This is a genomic window from Bacillus sp. SM2101 (genome assembly GCF_018588585.1).
In the GTDB taxonomy this organism is placed as follows: Bacteria; Bacillota; Bacilli; order Bacillales; family SM2101; genus Nanhaiella; species Nanhaiella sioensis.
In genome coordinates, this window is the sequence record NZ_JAEUFG010000003.1 from 95,414 (window position 1) to 113,373 (window position 17,960).

Annotated in this window: 7 protein-coding genes; 2 read left to right on the forward strand and 5 right to left on the reverse strand. The window is 38.1% G+C overall.

All coding sequences use genetic code 11. The features are described 5' to 3' along the window. Positions 1-99 precede the first annotated feature (99 nt). The 3 genes from JM172_RS03980 to JM172_RS03990 all read right to left on the reverse strand — a co-directional run bounded on the left by JM172_RS03980 (position 100) and on the right by JM172_RS03990 (position 11,251). Entirely contained in the window at positions 100-3,621 is a 3,522-nt protein-coding gene (locus tag JM172_RS03980) for a S8 family peptidase (protein ID WP_214480799.1), read from the reverse strand. 257 nt (positions 3,622-3,878) lie between these two features. After that, positions 3,879-7,430: a S8 family peptidase gene (locus JM172_RS03985; protein ID WP_214480800.1), complete on the reverse strand. Its 3,552-nt coding sequence runs from the start codon at positions 7,428-7,430 to the stop codon at positions 3,879-3,881. A 311-nt stretch (positions 7,431-7,741) separates the two neighbouring features. Then, entirely contained in the window at positions 7,742-11,251 is a 3,510-nt protein-coding gene (locus JM172_RS03990) for a S8 family serine peptidase (RefSeq protein WP_214480801.1), read from the reverse strand. A 413-nt stretch (positions 11,252-11,664) separates the two neighbouring features. On the opposite strand from JM172_RS03990, the gene secA2 reads away from it, so the two are divergent. Next, positions 11,665-14,019 (forward strand): accessory Sec system translocase SecA2, encoded by a 2,355-nt coding sequence (secA2, locus tag JM172_RS03995; protein WP_214480802.1) that lies wholly within the window; start codon positions 11,665-11,667, stop codon positions 14,017-14,019. A gap of 57 nt (positions 14,020-14,076) precedes the next feature. Beyond that, positions 14,077-14,985 (forward strand): accessory Sec system S-layer assembly protein, encoded by a 909-nt coding sequence (locus JM172_RS04000; protein WP_214480803.1) that lies wholly within the window; start codon positions 14,077-14,079, stop codon positions 14,983-14,985. Positions 14,986-15,771: 786 nt separating this feature from the next. On the opposite strand, the gene JM172_RS04005 is transcribed toward JM172_RS04000, so the two are convergent. Further along, complete coding sequence (locus JM172_RS04005; RefSeq protein ID WP_214480804.1) at positions 15,772-16,479, reverse strand: WecB/TagA/CpsF family glycosyltransferase; 708 nt, start codon at positions 16,477-16,479, stop codon at positions 15,772-15,774. A gap of 114 nt (positions 16,480-16,593) precedes the next feature. Further along, complete coding sequence (locus JM172_RS04010) at positions 16,594-17,868, reverse strand: nucleotide sugar dehydrogenase (protein WP_214480805.1); 1,275 nt, start codon at positions 17,866-17,868, stop codon at positions 16,594-16,596. Positions 17,869-17,960: the final 92 nt, after the last annotated feature.

Below are 17,960 nucleotides of genomic sequence, written 5' to 3' on the forward strand. Positions count from 1 at the left end.
AAAATAAAAAAAGGTGACTCATAGGGTCATAGCTCACTCTCATTACGAACCGTTGTGAGCCATTGCCCTTTTGAGTCAACCTTTTTATGATGTTATATGCTACTTACTAAATGCTACTCGTAAAGTATATGATTCTTTACTTGATTTAGATGCGGCATCTTTCACTTCAAAATAGTATTTACCCGCTTGTAATGATACTGTAGCGACTTCCTCGTCACCTACTCCGTAGAAGTCGATTTCCTGCACAACATCACCTTCGCTGTCATAAATAGTCACAGCGCCATCAATTGATGATGGTACTTGTAGTGACACGTCAAATGCTGCGTCATTTGATACATTAAATTCATAGTAATCTTTGTCACCGAATTCGACGCCACCGTTTAAGTAAGCAACAGCTTCATATGCTCCTTCAACTTTTGTAAAGTGAAGTGGCTCTGTTGGAACATGATTGCTTACCACCGAGTTACTATCCTCGTCATCTGTGTTAGGTTCGAACAACGAAATATCGTATGTTTGGACTGATAAACCATCCCACGTATAATTCATCGCTCCGATAATATATCCTACGTTCTCTTTTGCTTTAAATGAGCCTTGGATCTTTCCATCTGGACTAAAGAACCCTGGCATGAGCATCATTCCTTTTTCTGCTTCGCTATCATCAATCATCATATTACCGTTCGTATCCTCAACGATAACAGCCTCCATTAACAGCGCGCCCTTAACATCTTGTGGTAAGCTTTGCTCTTGTTCCTCTGAATATGGATTTGGCGTTAACGATATACCTAATACTTCCGTATCGCTACGATGTTTATAGTAATACGTGTCCACATCATTAGGAAGAATGAACGAGCCACTTACTGAGCTACCAGGCTTTAATATCGTTGCTAAAATCGGCTTGTCGTTTGGTTCATTTGCGTCATGTGCCACATCGACAAGGGTTGTTGATGACATTTGATAAGGTTCTGCCGACGGCTGCCAAAGGTCGTTTTGAATTTTAACGTAATATTGCTTACCTTGTTCTAGCGCAACAGTCATTTTACGGTTTTCCATGCTACCGTAATAAAAGTCAGTATACGCAATCCAATACAGCTCATTACTTTCTTCGTCATATTCATAAAGCTCTACCCAAGGCATCATCGTTTTTGTATTTTCAAACTCAAATTGATAGACTGCATTTTTGTCAGCGGTAAACGTATAAAAGTCACGGTCACCAGTGTATTGAATATACCCTTCAATATTGTCACCAATGTTGTATTGAATAGCAGAACTAATAATTTGCTCAGTTTCGTCAGGGTCGAATTCAGACCAACTAGACCCAATAAAAATAGAATTTTCTTCTATAGCATCCTTTTTGTACGCAATATATTCCTCTTGATCAATCGTCCCCTCTATCAATTCTTCCTCATATGTTTCCATCATCGGATAGCCATCCTCATCCTCTGGAATATCGACCACTTCAGCTACTAGCTGATATGGTACTGCTGACGCAGGAAGGACATCCGAAGGTGCTTCTATACCTTCAAAGAAATAAAAGAAGAAGTCAAACTCCGGTTCACTTGAAGCCTCAATAATATACTCTATATCTGGCATCGCCTCAAAGGTAGCTACCTCTCCCTCACCTGTTTGACCAGTATTTGCTCGAACAAATGGCCATGGCTCAAACATAAAGAGTTCTTCCTCTGGTACGTCTGCAGGAATTTCCCTATTGAAATCATCTGCAAAATAAATATTCAATGTTGAGTCAATACCAGGTACTTCAGATAATGATATCGAAACAACTTCAGGCTCTTCAACACTAAAGGTGAAATAGTCTTTATCAGCTTTGTACTCCTCATTGTTATCTGCTTCAGGTATGAAAGTGAGTGGCGCATTTTCCAAATTGTCACTATTAAATGGCAACTCAGAAATAGCTGCGATATTGTTCTTTGTCAACCCATCATCATGTAGTTCATCAAATCGTTCAAGCTTCAGCTCGTAACGAGACTTTCCTTCTATATTATAGTTACCATTTGCATCAGTAATTCCGATAGCCAATGTTCCATTTTCAAGGGCTGTATATAACGTGCCTTCTTGCCCCCCTAGGAATGCATCATTTATCTCAATTGTTTCTGCTGCTTCTGCCGCTCCTTCAGGAAAGAAACGCAGCTCTAATTCATAGTCGTATTGGCTCGCACCCATTAACGATGTTTGAACAGCTTGACCTTCTTCTAGATCAAATCGGAACCAATCCACCTCTTCGGGTGAAGTGAGCGCTCCTTCTTGTGTATATTCAGCAGAGGAAATAGTCGTAGCTTCTGCTAATACCCTCTCATCTGTCCAATCTATCACTTGAGGCAAATGGTTCACATCATATTGCAAGGCAGCTACAGGATTAACTATGCCATTTGCATACTTCAAATCATAGCCTTCAGCGCCTAAATCATTAGCTGTTCGCTCTAGAATTGCTTCAACCTCATGCGGCTTTAAATCAGGATATTTAGATAATAAGAGCGAAGCAACACCCGCAACGATTGGCGACGACATTGACGTTCCACTAAGCTCTGCGTATGAGGAAGCTTGCTTCGTAAAATCATATACCGTATTATAAATATCTACACCTGGTGCTACGATATCAACGTACGCGCCATAGCTTGAAAAGTCAGCTAGCTTGTTATTCATATCGGTCGCACCAACACTGATGACACCATCAAAGGCAGCTGGATAACGATATCCATCCGAAGCCGTGTTCCCTGCTGAGGTGACGATGACAATCCCTGCATCAATCGCCTTTTCAACAGCCTCCTCTAAAATAGGACTTGGAAAAGGTGAGCTCAGGCTCATGTTTATGACGTCTACTTCCTGCTCAATCGCATACAAGATTCCTTCTGCAATCACGTAATCATTAACGAAGATACCTCCAAACACGTCAATTGGTAAAATCTTCGCATTCGGATTGACGCCATAGCCACCAACACCGTTATTTGCTTCGGCACCGATAATTCCTGATACGTGTGTGCTATGCACATCTACTGATGCTGTATGGTTCGGGTCACCGACATTATACGGTGGTAAAATTTGAGATTTCAAGTCTGGGTGATTGGCATCAATCCCTGTGTCAATAACCGCTACTGTTACTTCGTGGTCTCCTGCAAGGCTTAACGCTTTATCAATTTCAAGTAAAGATAGATGGTACATATTTTCGGATTTTGGATCATTGCTAATGGCATCTGTTTCATATGTATAACTTGGTGTTACACTAGCAACATGATCCAGCGAAGAGTAATATTTAACAGCATCTTCAAGGTTGCGTCCCTTTTTCAGTTTTACAATATCGTACCCTAGCAATGGTACGGATCGTTCTAGTAGCGTACCTGCTTGATTGTGCATGGCATTTGTTAACTTAGTGTCATATTTAATCACAAGTGTATCTTCACTAATTTGCTCACTCGCATCCGTCTTCTGCTTGTATGCAAGCTTGTGCTTCTCTAATTTAGTTAAATCTAATTGATTGAGTACATTATAGGGCTGATTTGCTTTAAAATCCTGTGCATTGTTCAGTGTCGTCGATGCAGATGCAAAGCTAGGAACCAACATAGTAGATGCTAGCCCTAATGACATCGCTGTTTTTTGCCACTTTTTCATTTACATACTCCCCTTTCATTTCTTTCAAAGTGCGATCATTTTGCATGTTCAAAATAGGTTATAGCTTTTGAACATCCTCTATAAAACTATTATGTTCCCTTTTATTATAGACGTATAAATCACAAAAAAGTTTCATATTTTTTGCAATTAAACTATTATTTTCTTTTATATACTACTCTTTCCTATTCGCACCGGATCTAAATCAAATAGGCTGAGGAAATCAGGTTGCACGATCTCTTCAGCCCATGTATGTCTTGCTAATTATTGCTTGTTACACGTAATGTATATGGCTCCTTACTAAATCGTAAGTATGCGTCTTTCACTTCAAAATAATACGTTCCTGCTGTTAATGATACAGATGAAATCTCTTGATCTCCTTCACCGTAGCTATCCATTTCTAGTACACCTACACCGTGACTATTGTAGATCGTTACAACACCATCTAACCCTCCTGGACTATCTAGTGTTACATCAAATGTACCGTCTTGCTCGACAATAAAGTCATAATAGTCCTTATCCCCAAAATCAACACCTGAATTTAAATATCCGACTGCCTCATATGTTGCTTCGTTTTTCACGAAATGAAGTGGCTTTGACGGGATGTTATTCGTAACGACTGTGGCAGCATCTTCATCCTGACTACCCAGTGTTTGAATGGATACATCATAAGATTTAAGCGATATGCCTAAAAATGCAGTAGATGCAGTTAACACAAAATACCCAACGTTTTCTTTCGCTTTAAACGAACCTGATATATTCGTATCTTCTAAGAAAAACGAATAATAGTTTAATGATTTACTTGCTTCATCATCGTCAATGATCATATTTCCATTCGTGTCTTCAACGATTTGTGCGGACATCATTAACGGATTTTTCAATTCGTTCGGCATAGCTTCCTCTTGCTCAGCAGTTAGCTCATTTGTCTTTAGACCAAATCCAAGAATCTCATCCGCACTGCGATGTTTATAATAATACATATCAATATCATTATTAAATACAAAATACCCAGTTTCAGGTTGGTTCGGCTTTATAATCGTCGCCTGAAGAGGTCGATCATTTTGTTCATTTTTTTCGTGTGGTGCATCAGCAAGTATAGTAGATGTTAACTCGTACGGTACCTCTGAAATTCGGTACATTCTATTTTCTACTTTTAAGAAGTAGCTCTTCTCTTTTTGTAAAGCAATTGTCAATACCGGTTCAGGCTCTCCAGTATAAATGCTATATCCTGATCTTCCTACTGCAATAAGATCATGCTCCTCTTCATCAAACTCGTAAATCGTCACCATTGGCATCATCGATTTATCTTGATTCAATGAAAATTTATATACAGCATCTTTGTCAGTCGTAAAAGTGTAAAAATCCTCATCACCATACATTTGGAAATATCCTTCTGCTTCATCTCCAACAGTATATTCAATGGCTGTAGAAGTCATTCTATCAAGAAATTCATCAGAAAACTCCTCGAAATAACTCTCTATGATGATCACTAAATCTTGTTCGATTTCATCCTTCTTTAATTGCATATATTCCTGCTTGCTTATTTTACCTGCAATAAATTCATCTTCATAACTGTCCATTTGCTCTGCATCTTCATCCGCTGGTAGTTCAACTGTGTTCATTGTTACTTGATACGGATCCGCAGAAGCTGGGATATTGTCTTCTTCCCCCATCATTTGTGAAGGATCAAAAAATGGATTAAATGGATCAAAGAAGAAGAAAAAGAAATCATCCACTGGCTCACTAGATGTTTCTATTACATATTCCATCTCTGGCATCGCTTCAAACGTAAGGACTTCACCTTCACCCATGCGTCCTCCATTCATGCTCTCAATTGCCCACGGTTTATACCATTCAAGCTCTTCAGCTGAAAGACCTACCGGAAGCTCTTGATAAAAATCTTCTGCAAAATAAACATTAATTGCTGAATCTATTCCTACTACTTCTGACAATGAAATACTTACAATTTGCGGTTCATCTACTGAGAATGTGAAATAGTCTTTGTCCGAAATTAATTCTCCATTCTTGTCTTCTTCAGGTAAAAAGGTTAACGGAGCAATATCAAGATCGTTACTATCGAATGGTAATTCTGTAATGATGACAGGCTCATTTTTTGTAATCCCATCCTCATGAAGCTCATCATGACGAGTTAACGTGAGCTCATAGGAAGATTTCCCTTGCAAGCTATAATTTCCATTCACATCGGTAACCCCAATGGCTAATGTTCCTTTTTCAACGGCTGTGAATAAACGGCCTTCTGCACCACCAGCCAGCATATCATTTACTTCTAATATGCTACTAGTTTCCTTTGTTCCTTCAGCGTAAAATCTGAGGTCGAGCTTATAGTCATAATCCTCAGCACCGTTTAAGATCATTTGGACTGATTGACCTTCCTCAAGCTCAACTTTGTGCCAAGCTATTTCGTTAGGTGAGCTAAGCTTTCCTTCTATTGAATAGGCCTCTTCAACAAATGATACATCGGCACCTTCAGCTAACACTCTCTCGTCATTCCACTCTATCACGTCAGGTAAAAGATTCATGTCGAATTGTAAAGCACCCACCGGATTAACTAGCCCATTCGCAAATGTTAAATCATACCCTGCTTCACCTAGGTCAATGGCTGTTTGTTCAAGTATGAATTCAACCTGAGCTGGTGTTAAATCTGGGTATGTAGATAATAAGAGTGATACGACACCTGCAACGACTGGAGATGCCATCGATGTTCCACTCATTTCTACATAGGATGATGCATTTTTTTGAAGGTCAAACACTGTACTATAGACGTCTTCACCAGGTGCTACAATATCTACAGCTGGTCCAAAATTCGAATAATATGAAAGCTCATTTTCACTATTTGTAGAGCCTACACTAATGACTCCATCAAACGCCGCTGGGTAATGATATGCATCAGATGTGCTATTTCCTGCTGCAGCTACAACAGTAATGCCAGCGTCTAGTGCTTTTTGTACTGCGTCCTCCATAATCGGGCTAGGCATCGATCCTCCGAGGCTCATATTAATGACATCTGCCTCTTGCTCAATCGCATACAAAATTCCCTCTGCAATGACATAGTCAGTTAGATAGGACACGTCAATAGGTAAAATCGTTGCCTTAGGATTGATTCCATGCCCACCTTTTCCATTGTCGGCCTCTGCACCAATTATTCCTGAAACGTGTGTACCATGATGGTATGGCATACCTTGATTCGCAGGATCACCAGCGTTATATGGCGGCAATATTTTGGATTTTAAATCTGGGTGGTCTACGTCAATTCCTGAATCTATGACTGCTACAGTTACTTCATGATCCCCTGCAAGATTTAATACTTTATCAATTTGTAACAGCGATAAATGATACATGCTGTCCGCTTTCGGATCACCCTTACCTCCTAGTAGCTCGTACGTATAGCTTGGCAATACGTTTACAACGTCTCTTTGGGAAGTATAATATTGCATCGCATCCTGTAAGCTACGGCCCTTTTTAAGTTTTACAACATCATAGCCAAGTGATGGGAACGATCGTTCAACGAGCGTTCCTGCACGGTTATGTACTTTATCAGATAGCTTTGTGCTATATTTGATGATGAGCGTATCCTCGCTAACTTGATCATTTGCTTCTAATTGTTGTTTAAATGCGAGCTCTTGCTGTTCTTTGTTAGTTAAATTCAATCGATCTAGCACATTATAAAACTCTTGCTCCTTTAATCCTTTCACATTGGTTGGCGTCGGTGTAAAGGCTGCTGATGTAAAGCTTGGTACGACTAATGAAGATGCCAAACCTAATGACAACGCAGTTTTCTTCCACTTTTTCATACCCATTTTCTCCTCCTCATTCTATTAATCATAGACGATTCAACTACTTACAACCCTCTGGCTGCACACAATTCTAGAAAAGCTCTCAATCTCCCATACTTAATAAAAAAATACGAAATGAGATCTACCACGTAATAATAATTCCATATTTTTCTAACCCATGAATACTATAACATAATATACCAGTAAAATAATAGCATTACTATATTTTTTTGGGAGTTCATTAAGGTCCTAACTCATATTGTTAAAACTCAAAAAAAGCTGATGCTCAAAAGTAACAATACTTTTGGCATCAGCCTAGTTTAAAACGATTAGTTTGTTGATTTTACGCGCAATGTGTACGGTTCATTACTAGCATTTAGTTTTGAATCCTTCACTTCGAAATAATACGTACCTTCTGTTAATTGTACAGTTCCGATTTCCTCATCACCAGATCCATAATGATCAAAGGTCTTCACAACATGACCCTCATTGCTGTAAATTGTTAAGTCTCCATCTATGCTTGACGGTATTTGTAACGACACCTCATACTCCCCGCTATTTGACACATCAAATTGATAATAGTCTTTATCTCCAAAGTCAACACCAGCATTTAAATAGCCTACAGCCTCATACACATCTTCATTTTTCACAAACTGAAGTGGCATTGAAGGGATGTTATTAGTTACGACTGAATCAGCATCTTCATCTTGTCTGTCAAGTGTATTTAATGCAATATCATACGATTTGACTGTTTGCCCGAAGAATATAGAACCGTAATTCATCGCGACAACAAAATATCCGATGCCCTCTCGCGCTTTAAATGAGCCGTTCAAATCTCCTTCAACATTCACAAAATCAGGTTCATATACGATTGATTTTCTCGCTTCATCCCCATCAATAAACATGTTACCATTTGTATCTTCAACAATCATAAACCCGAGCATTAATGGTGATTTGATTTCTGATGGCAGCTCTAGCTTTTGTTGATCTGTAAGCTGATTTACTTTGACAGATAAGCCAAATAACTCTTCTTCACTACGGTGCTTATAATAGTAAGTGTCCACATCGTCAGCAAAAATGAAGCTCCCATTCACTGAAACATCTGGTTTTAAAATAGTCGATTGTAGCGGTTCATCATTTTTTTCGTTTTCATCAAATGGCACATCGTATACTATTTTTGATGACATTTCATACATTTCTTTCGCTGGCTGATAGCTACCATTTTCAACCTTCGCATAATATTGCTTGTCTTTCTCTAACGGAATGGTGATCGTTGGTGTTTCTTCCATTTCCATTAAAAAGCTAAATGATTGATTCACAGCATTTAATGTTTGTTCTTCCTCGTTGTATTCATATACTGTTAAGGTAGGTATCATTGTATTCATTTTATTTAAATCGAATTGCAGTATCGCATCCTGCTCCTGGTCGAGCATGAACGTATAAAAATCACTGTCTCCGCTATATTGGAAATACCCTTCAGCTTGCTCTCCAATCGTATAATCGATTGCAGTAGCCATAATGAGCTCTACTTCCTCTGGAGAAAACTCACTCCAGCTTGACTCAAATAATAGATCCAATTGATCTTCCGCTGCATTCTTTTTGGACGTCATGTATGCGAATTTATCGATTTCTCCAGACATAAGCTCTTCTTCTGGAGTTGGTTCAAACGACAAGCTATCTTCATCAACTGGAAAGTCTACCTTCTCAACAAGCAAATGATATGGAACTGCAGACGTTGATACATCATTCTTCAAGTCCATTCCTAGGAACAGTAAACTAAAGAAATCTAACGTTTGTTCACTAGAAATTTCGATGATGTATTCCATACCAGGCATAGCTTCAAACGTTACTGATTCTCCTTCACCAGAAGATCCTGTGTTAGCTGATGCAAATGGCCATAAGCCGTATTCATCAGCAAGCTCTAAGTCTTCAGCGAAATATACATTTAATGAAGTATTAACACCTGGAAGCTCAGATAATGAAATATTGACAGCTTGTAGCTCTTCAACTGTAAGAGCAAAATAGTCTTTATCGTTTACTTTTTCACCCTTGTTATCTACTGATAACATCGTTAATGGTGTCATTTCAAGCTGCTCACTATCAAATGGTAAAGATGTGATCAATGCAGGGTTATCTATCGTTAAGCCATCTTCATGTAATTCATCATAGCGATTTACTGTTAACTCATACGATGATTTTCCTTGCAAGCTATAATTTCCGTTCGTATCTGTAACACCAATTGCTAACATCCCGTTCTCTATTGCCGTAAACAAGCTACCTTCCAAACCACCAGCAACAACATCATTCACTTCTATAGTTTCACTTGCTTCCGTTTTAGTAGCTGGATAAAATCGTAGCTCTAATTTGTAATCATAATGATCAGCTGCTTCTAAAATCGTCTGAACGGATTGACCTTCTTCAAGGTTTACTTTTAACCAATGTCTTTCCTCTGGAGATTGTAGCTTACCTTGCGTCGTAAAACGATCTTCACTAAAAGTGATTAATGATGCCTCGCTCAAAATCTTTTCATCATCCCACTGAATTCTCTCTGGTAATTGAGTAATATCATATTGTAGTGCAGCAACAGGATTTACTAAACCATTTGCATAGGTTAAGTCATAGCCAGCTTCTCCAAGATCAGTTGCTGTACGCTCAAGAACCGCTTCCACTTCGTAAGGCTGTAGATCAGGGTACTTTGATAATAGTAAGGAAACAACACCTGCTACAACTGGTGAAGCCATTGATGTTCCATCACCTTTTAAAAATGAGGAAGCATTCTTTTGAGTATCAAAGATCGAGCTATAAATTCCTTCTCCAGGAGCTACGATGTCAACCTGTGGACCGAAGTTAGAAAAGTCCGCTAAGTTATTTTTATCGTTAGTCGCCCCTACACTAATTACACGATCATGTGCTGCTGGATAAAAATAATCGTCTGTGGCATTATTTCCTGCTGCAGCAACGATAACAATGCCAGCATCAATTGCCTTTTGTACTGCTTCATCTACAATCGGGCTTGGGAAAGGTGAACCTAGACTCATATTTATGACATCAGCTTCGTTGTCAATTGCATAAAGTATCCCTTCAGCAATCGAATAGTCATACGCACCAAATCCTCCATTAAACACATCAATCGGTAAAATTTTTGCATTTGGATTTATACCGTAGCCACCTACGCCGTTGTTTGCCTCACCACTAACGATACCCGCAACATGTGTACCGTGTAAGTCTGCAACACCTTGACTTGCAGGATTCACAGCATTATAAGGTGGTAAAATTTGCGATTTAAGCTCTGGATGATCCGAGCCGATACCAGTATCAATGACTGCAACAGTCACCGCATGATCTCCCGCAAGGCTTAACGCTTCATCAATTTGTAACAATGATAAATGATACATATCCTTTGCCTTTGGATCAGCATTTACACCCAACTTTTCATATGTATAGCTTGGCGATATATTTACTACATTGTTTTGAGAAGCATAGTAGTTTACCACCTCTTGCAAGCTTTGTCCCTTCTTAACGGTTACGATATCATAACCAAGTGTTGGCATAGAGCGCTTTAGCGTCGTTCCTGCACGGTTATGTACAGTGTTAGATAGCTTTTTATTATATTTAATAATTAGCGTATCCTCACTTATTTGCTCATTAGCATCAGCTTTCATATTCATTGCAAGTAAGCTTTTTTGTTCCTTTAAGTTAAATTGATCTAAAGCGTGAAATGGTAACTGTTCTTTTACCACTGGCTCTATATTCAATGTTGTTGAAGCTGAGGCAAAGCTAGGAGCTAATAAAGAAGTAGCTAGTCCCAATGACAGAGCAGACTTTTGCCATTTTTTCATAAATTTTTTCCTCCTTAGATGTGTAAATGTTAAATGAAACTATGAAGCTAGTAAAACCCTTCTTAACACTTAACGATTGAAACCTACAAAGGTTTCATAGTTTTAGTAATTTATCTACTAAATAGTCTATTATCCATTTTTTACTAGACTTAAATACTATATCACAACAATATAAATGTAGAAACAAAAAAGAAAATGTTTGTCTAAAATGTCAGCTTATTTAACTATAGAAGGTAATCATTGTTAATAGTGGGTATGATTCATAAGATGAAAGTAATTGTAAACAATGCTATACTGTTTCTATCTGAGGAAATATTGGCAGTGATGAAGCAATATACCTCTTTTCAATGACGATATTTAGAGAATTTATAAACAAAAAACTAAGTCATATAACAAGGTTAAGGAGAGAAACCATGTTAACCTATATTAAAAAAATGCTTGGAGATTCACAAGAAAAAAAAATCAAAAAATATTATCGGTCAGTAGAGCAAATAAATGCGCTAGAGGCTGATTTTGAGGCATTATCAGATGCTGAACTGAAACAAAAGACTTCCTATTTTAAAGAACAGCTTAACAATGGAAAAACGATATATGATATTCAAGCCGAAGCGTTTGCGACAGTTAGAGAGGCTGCTAAACGTGTGCTAGGACAACGTCATTATGATGTACAGCTCATAGGTGGACTTGTATTAACTGAAGGAAACATAGCTGAAATGGCAACAGGAGAAGGGAAAACGTTGGTTGCTTCGTTGCCAAGTTATTTGCGTGCGTTGGAAGGTAATGGTGTTCACGTCATTACAGTTAACGAATACTTAGCGAAGCGAGACCGCGATCTTATTGGGAAAATTCATGAGTTTTTAGGTCTTTCTGTCGGTTTAAATATCCCAATGATGGAGCCTCATCAAAAGGTAGCAGCTTACAAGGCTGATATTACTTATGGTGTTGGAAATGAGTTCGGATTCGATCACCTACGAGACAATATGGTTTTTGATATAAGCCAACGTGTGCAACGCCCATATCATTTTGCCATCATTGATGAAATAGATAGCGTATTAATCGACGAAGCGAAAACACCACTTATTATTGCGGGTAAAACTGGCATTAGCTCTGAACTAAGCTACTTATGTGCACGCATTGTAAAAACGTTCGTTCTTGATGAGGATTTTATATATGATGATGAAACAAAAACGACGAATTTAACCGAACGAGGGATTGAGAAAATAGAAAAAGGCTTTGGCATTCCAAACCTATACGACCTCGAGCACCAAACATTATATCACTATATGATTCAATCATTACGTGCAAATGTCATGTTTAAACGTGATGTTGATTACATTGTAAAAGAAGGCAAGATTTTGTTAGTTGATATGTTTACCGGTCGTCCAATGGAAGGGCGTAGCTTAAGTAACGGTCTTCATCAGGCTATTGAAGCGAAAGAAGGCTTAGAAATTACTGAAGAAAACAAAACACAGGCATCGATTACAATTCAAAATTACTTCAGATTATATCCTACATTATCTGGTATGACAGGTACTGCGAAAACCGAGGAGAAAGAATTTCAAGAATTGTATGGCATGGACGTTAGGCAAATTCCAACTAATAAGCCGATCAAACGAACTGATTTATCAGATAAAATCTTTGCAACGATTGACGATAAATATACCGCTGTCGCAAAAGAGGTAAATCGGATTCATAAGACGGGACAACCCGTGTTAGTAGGAACGACTTCGATTTTACAATCAGAACAGGTTGCTGAATATTTAACAAAGGAAGGTTTGCAATTTCAACTACTAAATGCCAAAAGCATTGAGCAAGAAATTGAGCTTATTTCATTAGCTGGGCAAAAAAATCACATTACTATCGCTACAAACATGGCTGGTCGTGGAACAGATATTATGCTCGGTGAAGGTGTTTTAGAGCTTGGTGGGTTATTTGTCATCGGTACTGAAAAGCATGAAGCTCGCCGAGTTGATAATCAGCTAAAGGGTCGATCTGGACGTCAAGGTGATCCAGGTTGTTCACAGTTCTATATCTCATTAGAGGATGAAATGTTCACCCGCTTTGCCAAAGAAGAGCTGGAGAAACTACAAAAAGCTGTTAAAGCTGATGACAATGGCTTGATTAACAATAAAAAAGCTGACGAATTTGTTGAACGTGTTCAACGTATTTGCGAAGGTAGTAATTTCTCTATCCGTGAATATCACTTGAAGCTTGATAACATTATGAACGAGCAACGAAATACAATCTATGATTTAAGAGATAACATATTAAAGACGAACGACGCCATATCACTTGCTATTCCAATGATCTCATCCCATGTGCATCATGAAACCGAAAGCATTTGCAAGGAAGAACAATTACCTGAAGAGTGGGATTTATCAACATTAGAAATGAAGCTAAATGCCGTGTTCGGTGAAAATGCTGTTTCATTCTCAAATGATGTTGCTGATATTAACGATGTCAAGGAAGTTGTTAATGAAGCTCTTGCTACATTCCTTGATTTGCTTGAGAATCAAAAAGAAAGTGAGAAGCTACAGTTTGTCATACAACGAGCATTACTATCTCTTACAGACCACCATTGGCTACAGCATATAGACACAATGGAACGTTTAAAAGAAGGAATAGGACTTCGACACTACAGCCAAGAGGACCCAATGCGCCAATACCAGCGTGAAGGACTTGAACTATTTACGATCATGTACGAAAAAATCGAACGCGACGTAAGCAATCAATTCGGGGGACTCGCCCCTGACATTTTAAAGCATTAAAGTATTTGGTGGGATCTCCCACCAAATTCCTGTGAAAAAGTGAAGGGAGTTTTGTAGATGTTACCATTTTTCAAGAAAAAAGATAAAAATATACAAAAACAAGGAGAAGACAGTACAGTAAGTGCAAATGAAGTGCTCGGAACTGACGAACAACCTCATTCAAATGTCGAAGTGAAAACAGAGCTGAGCTTTCACCCATCATCAACTGTCGGTGTGGAAGAAAAATACTATTACCAGTTTTTAAATAATGAGTTGTCTCCATTAAAAGAGAACCAGGTTTCCTTATCAGGAATTGAACTAAAAAATGTAGAGGATGGTTATGTTGTTTCTGCATTTGTGCGCAACAGTCTAAACAAATCTATTCATTTTAATGAAACGGCACTTTTACTCATTGGCCCTGATGGCGAAAGGCTTGCTAGAAAAGTATTTAATTTAAAAGGGCTTGGCAACCTTCCTGCTAGAAGTAGTCGTCCTTGGGAGTTTCACTTTGAGGAGCAGCATGTTATTGCCTCTGAGCTACCAAGTACGGGCTGGAGACTAGCCTTTGAAATAAAAAAACCTCATGCACTTGACCTAGAGGAAAGCTGGGAAAAGAGCCTAGCAGACCAAGATAAGAAGATGCTTGCTAAGCTTGTTCAAGAAACACCAGCACCAAAGCCAGGAGAAGTTAACTTCATGTCTCTACAAGCTAAACAAGCACAGGACGGTAGCCTGCACGTAACGATGCTCATTCGAAACGGCAGTCCAAATCATATTAACCTAGAGAAGCTGCCGCTAATTGTCGAGGATGCTACAGGTGAAGTTATTGCTAAAGGTGGATTTACGTTAAATTCACTTCAAGTAAAAGCAAATACGAGCAAACCATGGACGTTTATTTTTCCACCATCTTTACTATTGAAAGAACAAATAGATTTACAATCTTGGAAGGCATACCCTCAACAAAACGAAAAAGCTAACCAAAAATAACATTATGATTTAATATGTTATCTTAAATCATCATTTATAGTCTAAGGCTCTTTTCGTAAACAATGTTGCGTGGTTTTATATGTTACTCTTCGTTTTACTGAAGAAAAGATGCCCGAACGTTAGGTATAATCGTAATGAACTCTAATTACGGAAAGCAACAATGAATTCGAAAACAGCTTAGTTTAAAGAGGACGGTCAATCGTTCCTCTTTTTTCATGCACTCATTTGTTCATGCAACAATGAATGGTGTTTTCACCTACACTAACTAATACTGGCTCCTTTCGTAACTTTGTTGCGATTATCCCTATTTGAAGATAAGATGTAATTTTACTTCATTTAAAAGAAGAAATGATGCCATGAGCGCTAGTTGTAAACGCAATTATTTCGTCGAACGAAAAACAGTCTAAGCAGAAAAAAGAAGGCTCTAGTAGTTAACTTTGTGTCTATCGTTCCTATACTAGAAGATAAAGATATCGTTTTACTCCGCATTCATCGTTTTATAGAAGAAAAGGTGCACTAAATCTAGTTATTTTCGTGTTAAGTTATTTTGGAATCTATGCAAAAAAACAGCCCAAAAGAAAAACGCCTATCCTAGGATAGGCGCTTTTCTCACTGGGCTACCAACCGAGATATTATATTCTCAAAAGCAAAAAGGATATAAATAGATCCTACAAGTATATATTACCATTGAAAAGCCTTAATAACAAATGATTTTTGCCGTTAGTTTATACCTTTTTTTAAAAAAATCTACTTTCATATGATAAAAGAATGCAAAATGAAAAATTGTTACCTTTTCATCGCTTTTATTAGAAATTTAGGTAAGATTAATTGCCTTTTAAAACGCCACGGCTCCTTTATTAGCCGATATAGCCATTCTAAACCAAGCCTTTGAAATGACTCTGGCGCACGCTTTAAATTTCCAGAAATAACATCATAAGATCCACCTACACCTTGATACACAGTAGGATGCAGCTTATCCATATGTTTTATGATCCAGTTTTCTTGAGAAGGACTACCTAAGGCGACAAAAATAATATCAGGCTTAGCATGATTAATTGTATCAAAAACCACCTGCTCATCCTTCTCATATCCATGTAAAGAACCGACAATTTGTATTCCCGGATATTTATCCTCAAGCCTTGCCTTTGCCTGATCAGCGACCCCAGGCTTTGCTCCATATAAAAACACTCTTTTTTTGTTATTAGCGGCTGCCTCGCAAAGCTTAAGCATTGTATCAATACCTGTCACTCTACTCTTTATTTTGCCTCTTCTCATTTTTGATGCGAGAACGACTCCTATACCATCAGGAATCTGATACGTGGCACTATTTAATAATTTGCGCAATGTAGCATCATTTTGGGCTTTCATTACCTTCTCAGGATTGATTGCCACAAGAAATGATTTTTTATTTTCCTTCATATTATTTAATAATTCATCAATTAGTTCATCATACGAATGTGTGCATACATCTATACCTAATATTGTTTCCTTCATATTCTCTTTCATCACCTTTTACAGGATGTTCATGACCCAATTGTCTCTTTAATTTTAACATACTTTATATTAAATCTTTACGTTAGTAAGGACCACCCTTGCTCACTTTTCTCGTTAGTTTTTCGAGTCGCCTAAACGAAGGACGTCAAAATCATGATCCTTCCATTTCTCTGCTTGAATACAGTTTTTCGTATCAAACACGATTTTCGTCCGTAATCGATTAGCGAATAATTCTGGATCCATGACCTTAAATTCATTATGATCTGTCAATATGACAATGATATCTGCATGATCAACTGCTTCTTCAATGCTTTGAGTTTGGATATCCAAATTATTTTCCTTAATATGCGGATCATAAGCTGAACAATCAAGCCCTAGCTCGCGTAAATGATGAATGACATCAAGCGATGGACTTTCACGCATATCATCTATGTTGCCTTTGAAGGCAAGACCAAACACCGCGACACGTCCATGATTAATCCCTTGATTGTCTAGGATTTCTTTTACCCTTCTTGCAGTATGCTCTGGCATACCATCATTTGTTTGACGAGCAAGTGTAATCATTTTTGCGAGGTCCGGCTCTAATTCAGCTAAAAACCAAGGATCTACTGCAATACAATGTCCGCCTACACCTGGCCCAGGCAAATGGATATTCACACGAGGGTGGAAATTCGCTAGTTTAATTGCTTCCCAAGCATTAACATTTAATTTTTCACTAATTTTGGCCAATTCATTCGCAAAAGCGATATTAACATCACGGTACGTATTCTCAATTACCTTGACCATTTCAGCTGTCGTCGCATCTGTCACGTGAATCTTTCCTTTTACGAAAGTCCTATAAAGCTCTACTGTTAAACGACTTGATTCTTCGTTAATCCCACCAACGATCCGGTCATTATTCGTTAATTCTTCAAATACTTTTCCTGGAATAACTCGTTCTGGTGAATGTGAAATAAATAACTCTGTACCGATATCTAAATTAGCTTCTTTTAATACAGGGATCATAACATCTTCAACTGTACGTGGTGGAACTGTTGATTCTAAAATGATGAGGTTTCCCTTCCTCACATAAGGTACAATTGCCTCTGTTGCTGCTCGTACGTAATCTAAATTGGCTGTCTTGTCTTCATTAATCGGTGATGGCACAGCTATAATAAATACTTCAGCTTCTTCAGGTGTCGTTGAAGCGGTAAAATTCCCGCTATCTACCGCGATATTTAATCTTTCTTGTAGACCTGCTTCCTCTATATGTAACTGCTTATTTTGTATCATCTTCACTGCTGTTGCATTAATATCTACTCCATGGACACGCATACCATGATTAGCAAACATTACTGCGGTCGGTAATCCTATATATCCTAAGCCTACTATACAAAGCTTTTTAGTCATGACAAAAATATCTCCTTTACAATTTCAGTAAAACGTTAGTTAATCTATATTATATCGAAAAATGTCAAATGATGATAGTTTGATAAGAATTG